Consider the following 5,617-nt stretch of genomic DNA (forward strand, 5'->3'; position numbering starts at 1 on the left):
CGAGACCGTCGAGCAGCGGGCGGTGGGCGGCGTCGGTGATCAGGATCTGACAGTCCACCAGAGCGATGTCGCGGGCCAGGCCCGCGCCGCGTCGGGTGTTGTTGATGCAGCACAGGACATAGCCACCCAGTGCGGCGGCCGCCATCGCCGTCAGCATGTCCGGGGTATTGGCGAGCAGCACGCCGACGTGCAGTGGCCGATTGGGATCGGCGATGTCGATGAGCGCCGCCGCTTGGGCTCGGGCTTCGGCGACGTGCTCGCGCCACGTCCAGCTGCGGTCGCCGTACTTCACCGCGACGTTGTCCTGGTCGGACCGCTCACGAAACAACTGCTGGAGTGTGTCCGCCATGGCTCACCTCGATTCATCGCGCGGAGTGAACAGATTTGCGAATCTGTCTACCATCCCTTGCTTGGCCGGTAGTATCCGCCTGCCAGTTGACAGAATGCTCCGATCGCATCTGCTGACGCGACGGAATGACGAGGAGACCAGGTGACGAGCGGCACGGACGCCAAGAGCGTTCGCGATCGGCTGATCGACGCAGCCGAGATATGCCTGCGCGCCAAGGGTATTCGGTCGACGACGGTATCCGAGGTGGCCGAGGTGGCCCAGGTGTCGCGCGGTTGGCTGTATCGGCATTTCCCCGACAAGGCGTCCCTACTGGGTGCGGCCATCGTCAGGCTCAACGAGGCGTGGTGGTCCGAAGTGCACGCGATGCTGGAGGACGTCGAAGGACTCGACAGGCAGATCGCGGCGGGCGTGGTGAACGCGCGCACCGCGTACGACGACCCGGGCACCCTGCTGATGCGTATGCGGATGGCCGAACCCGAGGAATTCGCCGCGTGTGCAGGCGCCGGGGTGCAGGGCTTGGTGCCCGACCTCGCCGAGTTCTGGCAGCGCTACCTGGTTGCCGCGCGCGACGCGGGCGAGATCCATCCCGCCACCGACATCGCCGAGGCATCCGAGTGGGTGGCCAGGGTGATCATCTCGCTCGTCACCGTGCCCGGCGACGTCCTGGACCCCAACGACCGCGACGAAGTGCGCGCGCATGTGCGGCGCTACGTGATGCCGGGCCTGCGAGCAGACCCGGCCAAACCGACTGACTAGTTGGCGTCGTCCGGCGAGCCCGGCGCGGTCTTGGAGACCTGCATCAGGAACTCGTAGTTGTTCTTCGTCTTGCGCAGCTGGCTCATCAGCAGGTCGATGGCCTGGTGCGAGTCCAGCCCCGACAGCACGCGGCGCAGCTTGTGCACCACCGCGAACTCATCGGTGGACAGGAGCAGCTCGTCCTTGCGGGTACCGGACGGATTGACGTCAACCGCGGGGAACACCCGACGCTCGGCGATCTTTCGGTCGAGCTTGAGCTCGGCGTTGCCGGTGCCCTTGAACTCCTCGAAGATGACCGTGTCACCGGTGGAACCGGTCTCGACCATGGCCGTGGCGATGATGGTCAGCGAGCCACCGTCCTCGATGTTGCGAGCCGCACCGAGGAAGCGCTTCGGTGGGTACAACGCCGTCGAGTCGACGCCACCGGAGAGGATGCGGCCCGAGGCCGGCGACGCGTTGTTGTACGCACGTCCGAGCCGGGTGATGGAGTCGAGCAATACGACGACGTCCTTGCCCTGCTCGACGAGCCGCTTGGCCCGCTCGATGGCCAGTTCCGCAACGGCGGTGTGGTCTGACGGCGGCCGGTCGAAGGTCGAGGCAATGACCTCGCCCTTCACCGACCGTTGCATGTCGGTGACCTCTTCAGGTCGCTCGTCGACCAGGACCACCATGAGGTGGCATTCCGGGTTGTTCGTGGTGATGGCGTTGGCGATGCTCTGCAAGATCATCGTCTTACCCGCCTTGGGCGGGGACACGATGAGTGCGCGCTGACCCTTGCCGATCGGCATGATCAGGTCGATGACGCGCGTGGTCAGCCTGTCGGGCGTGGTCTCAAGGCGCAGCCGCTGGTTCGGGTAGAGCGGCGTCAGCTTGCCGAACTCGGGCCGGTTCCTGGCGTCGTCGACGGGACCGCCGTTGACCGAGTCCAACCGCACCAGCGGGTTGAACTTCTGCCGGGGGTTGTTGCCGCTGTTGGCGCCGCCGCCCTCGCCCTCGCGGGCCACCCGGACCGCACCGGTGATGGCGTCACCGCGGCGCAGGCCGTTCTTGCGGACCATGTTCATCGAGACGTAAACGTCGTTGGTGCCGGACAGGTACCCGGAGGTGCGGACGAACGCGTAGTTGTCCAGCACGTCGAGGATGCCCGCCACGGGCTGGACGACGTCGTCCTCGCGGAGTTCGGCATCGCGGTCGTTGTTGCCGCCGCCTTGCGTGTCGCCGCGCTCGCCACGACGCCTGCGGTCACGGAACCGGCGACCACGACGACCCTGACGGCCTTCGCCGTCGTCATCGTCATCGTTGTTGTTCGCGTTGCTGTTGTTGGCGTTGTTGCTGTTCGCGTTGCTGTTGGCGTTGCTGTTGTTGGCGTTGTTGGCGCGATTGTTGGCGTTGCCACCGTTGTTGTTGGCGTTGGCGTTCCCGCCACCGGTGTCGTTGCCCTTGTTCTGACGCTCGGTGCGCGGCGCATCCGCCTGGGCGGAGTCCTTGCGCTTGTCGTCGGTCTTCTCGGGCGCCTTCTCGGCAGTCTTCTCTTCGGTCTTCGCGGCCTTGTCGCGCTTGTCGCCCTTCTGAGGAGACTTCTCCTGCGCGGGGGCGTCCTTGGCGGGCGCCTCCTGGTCGACCTTCGCTGCGGCGGACGTATCCCGAGCAGCCTTGTCCTGGACGGGCGGCGCGCTCGACTCCTGGGCATCGACGGCAGGTGCAGCTTCGACGGCAGGTGCAGCGTCGGCGGCGGGCGCACCGGCAGTGCGGGAGGAGCCCCTACGCTCACGACGGGGCGGGGCGGACTGCGCCACGACGGGTTCGGCAGCGGCCTCGGTGGCCGGCACGGCAGCGTCGTCGATGGTGGTCTGGGTGGGCTGCGCGGCCTTGGCCGCACCGCCGTTGGCGTCGCCGCGATGCTCGCGGATGGCGGCGATCAACTCGCTCTTGCGCATGCCCGAGGAGCCCTTGATGCCGAGCTGTCCGGCGAGCGCACGCAAATCGGGAAGCACCATGGCCGTCAGAGAGGCAGGCCGCTCGGTCGCAGCGATGACGCCGCTGGGAGCTTCGGCAGTCGGCGTTGCGGCGGGTACATCCGCCGGCGGGGCCGAATCTGCTTCCACCGTTGGTGAATTCACGGCGTCGTTGCTGCCATCAGCCGTGATGAGGTCCGTATCAGTCACGGATTTCCTTTCTTTCCCTCGCCGATCTAATTGTGCGAGGGTTCGTTGCATTCAGCTGATCCGCTGTATGCCGGCTACCGAATGCCTTAAGTCCCACCATTGCCTGTGCAACCATTGCTGCTGCAACGGTGATCGCCGGAGTTCGCCGTCATGCGGAGAACGTCATCCACGAGAAGGATTGGTAGTCGTCCTAGTGTAGGCGCAGGCACAGACGCTGCAATTGCTGGACGAGAGCGAGAATAACCCTCATTGTCGCTGGAAGCAAGAATCACGGCGGATTCTCGCGTGGCGTCTGTCAACTACTCTAGCCGCTTTCGACGTCGTCCCCGAAGGACGGGGACGGGCCAGGTGTCCAACGGACATGCCGGCCAACCGACATTTCCTTGACGGTGAACCCGTGCTCGGCCCCGTATTGCAAGGCTTCGGCGGGAAGTTCCGGCTCTGTGCTGAACGCGATCACCGCAGGCCCAGCGCCCGAGAGCACCGCCGCGACACCACAACGGCGCAAGATCCCGAGATATTCCGCCGACGCAGGCATCGCCGCCGCGCGCTGCGGCTGATGCAGGCGGTCCTCGGTGGCCGCCATCAGCAGATCGGGGCGCTCGGTCAGCGCCACCACCAGCAGTGCGGCGCGGCTCACATTGAACCGAGCGTCGGCATGAGCCACGTGGTCGGGCAGCACCGCCCTGGTCTCCGCCGTCGACGAGCGCACCTCGGGGATGGCCGGGAACAAGTGAATGTCGGGGTGCAGCCGCAGAGGCGCCGCCGCAAACCGCGGCGCCGCGGCGCCTGCCTCGGTCCACGACACCACCGCACCGCCGAGGACCGCCGCGGAGGCATTGTCCGGGTGCCCCTCGAACTCCGACGACAGCTGAATCAACTCGTCGTCCGACATCAACCGCGAATCAACCTGCGCGACAAGACCATTGACTACCGCAAGACCTCCGACCACGGCAGCCGCCGACGATCCGAGGCCCCGCGAGTGCGGAATGACGTTGCGGCTGCGGACGATCAGCCCCGCGGCGCCGGTACCGGTCGCCCGTAGGCCGTGCTCGATGGCACGGACCACCAGGTGCGAGGCGTCCAGCGGCACCTCACCGGCGCCCTCCCCCTCGATCTCGACGATCAGACCGGATTCCGTTGTCCGAACTTCGATCTCGTCATACAGGCTGAGCGCAAGACCAAGACTGTCGAAGCCGGGACCCAGGTTGGCACTGCTGGCAGCCACGACCGCCGTGGCCGCCAGTCCGGCGGGCAGCATCCGCGTCACGAACGATTCACTCCGCTAGCCCAGTCCGAGCTGCTCGACGACCGCCACCGGGTCCACGGGGACGGCTTGGACAGGCGGCATGGTCTTGAGCGCGGTGTCGGGATCCTTGAGCCCGTTGCCGGTCACGGTGCAGACGACGGTGGAGCCTGGAGCAACCCAGCCGTCCTCCACCGACTTGAGCAGGCCGGCGATGCTCGCGGCCGATGCGGGTTCGACGAACACGCCCTCTGTGCTGGCCACCAGGTGGTACGCGGCGAGGATCTCGTCGTCGGTGGCGGCCAGGAAGCGACCGCCCGACTGCTGCTGGGCCTCGACGGCGCCGTGCCATGACGCGGGCGAACCGATGCGGATGGCGGTCGCGATGGTCTCGGGATTGGCGACGGGCTCACCGGAGACCAGCGGAGCCGCCCCGGCGGCCTGGGTGCCGAGCATGCGGGGCAACTTGTCCGACAGACCGTCGCGGTGGTACTCGGTGTAGCCCCGCCAGTACGCGGTGATGTTGCCCGCGTTGCCGACGGGCAACGCGTGCACGTCGGGTGCGGTGCCCAGGGCATCGACGATCTCGAACGCCGCCGTCTTCTGCCCCTCGATCCGGACCGGGTTGACGGAGTTGACCAGGCCGATGGTCGGGAAGTCGGCGGTCAGCTTGCGCGCCAGCTCGAGGCAGTCGTCGAAGTTGCCGTCGATCTGAATGATCTTGGCGCCGTGCATGACTGCCTGCGCCAACTTGCCCATGGCGATCTTGCCCTGCGGAATCAGCACCGCGCACGTGATGCCCGCCCGCGCCGCGTAGGCGGCCGCGGACGCCGAGGTATTGCCGGTGGAGGCACACAGCACCGCCTGCTGGCCGCGAGCGAGCGCGTCGGTCACGGCCATGGTCATGCCACGGTCCTTGAAGGAGCCGGTCGGGTTGAGCCCCTCGACCTTTAGATGCACCGTGCAGTCGGTGAGCTCGGAGATGCGCTTGGCGTGGATCAGCGGCGTGCCGCCCTCCAGCAGGGTGATGGGAGTCCAGTCGTCGCCGACCGGAAGCCGGTCGCGGTAGGCCTCGATCAGCCCCGGCCACGGCGTGTGCAC

5 protein-coding genes are annotated in these 5,617 nt (G+C 67.2%); 1 reads left to right on the forward strand and 4 read right to left on the reverse strand.

What is annotated here, in order from left to right:
• The coding region (locus tag ABW137_RS22710) for an AMP-binding protein (protein WP_526403704.1) at positions 1-349 on the reverse strand (349 nt) is incomplete at its 3' end.
• A gap of 141 nt (positions 350-490) precedes the next feature.
• Here ABW137_RS22710 and ABW137_RS22715 point away from each other — a divergent pair.
• Positions 491-1,105 (forward strand): TetR/AcrR family transcriptional regulator, encoded by a 615-nt coding sequence (locus tag ABW137_RS22715; protein WP_526403705.1) that lies wholly within the window; start codon positions 491-493, stop codon positions 1,103-1,105.
• On the opposite strand, the gene rho is transcribed toward ABW137_RS22715, so the two are convergent.
• The 3 genes from rho to thrC form a co-directional block, all read right to left on the reverse strand.
• The gene (gene rho / locus ABW137_RS22720) at positions 1,102-3,270 is read right to left on the reverse strand and encodes a transcription termination factor Rho (RefSeq protein ID WP_526403706.1); all 2,169 of its coding nucleotides are present in this window, start codon (positions 3,268-3,270) and stop codon (positions 1,102-1,104) included. The genes ABW137_RS22715 and rho overlap by 4 nt on opposite strands.
• A 304-nt stretch (positions 3,271-3,574) precedes the next feature.
• The gene (gene thrB / locus ABW137_RS22725) at positions 3,575-4,540 is read right to left on the reverse strand and encodes a homoserine kinase (protein ID WP_526403707.1); all 966 of its coding nucleotides are present in this window, start codon (positions 4,538-4,540) and stop codon (positions 3,575-3,577) included.
• Positions 4,541-4,555: 15 nt separating this feature from the next.
• The gene (gene thrC / locus ABW137_RS22730) at positions 4,556-5,617 is read right to left on the reverse strand and encodes a threonine synthase (RefSeq protein WP_526403708.1); all 1,062 of its coding nucleotides are present in this window, start codon (positions 5,615-5,617) and stop codon (positions 4,556-4,558) included.

It is taken from the genome of Mycobacterium sp., assembly GCF_040509115.1.
Lineage (GTDB): Bacteria > Actinomycetota > Actinomycetes > Mycobacteriales > Mycobacteriaceae > Mycobacterium.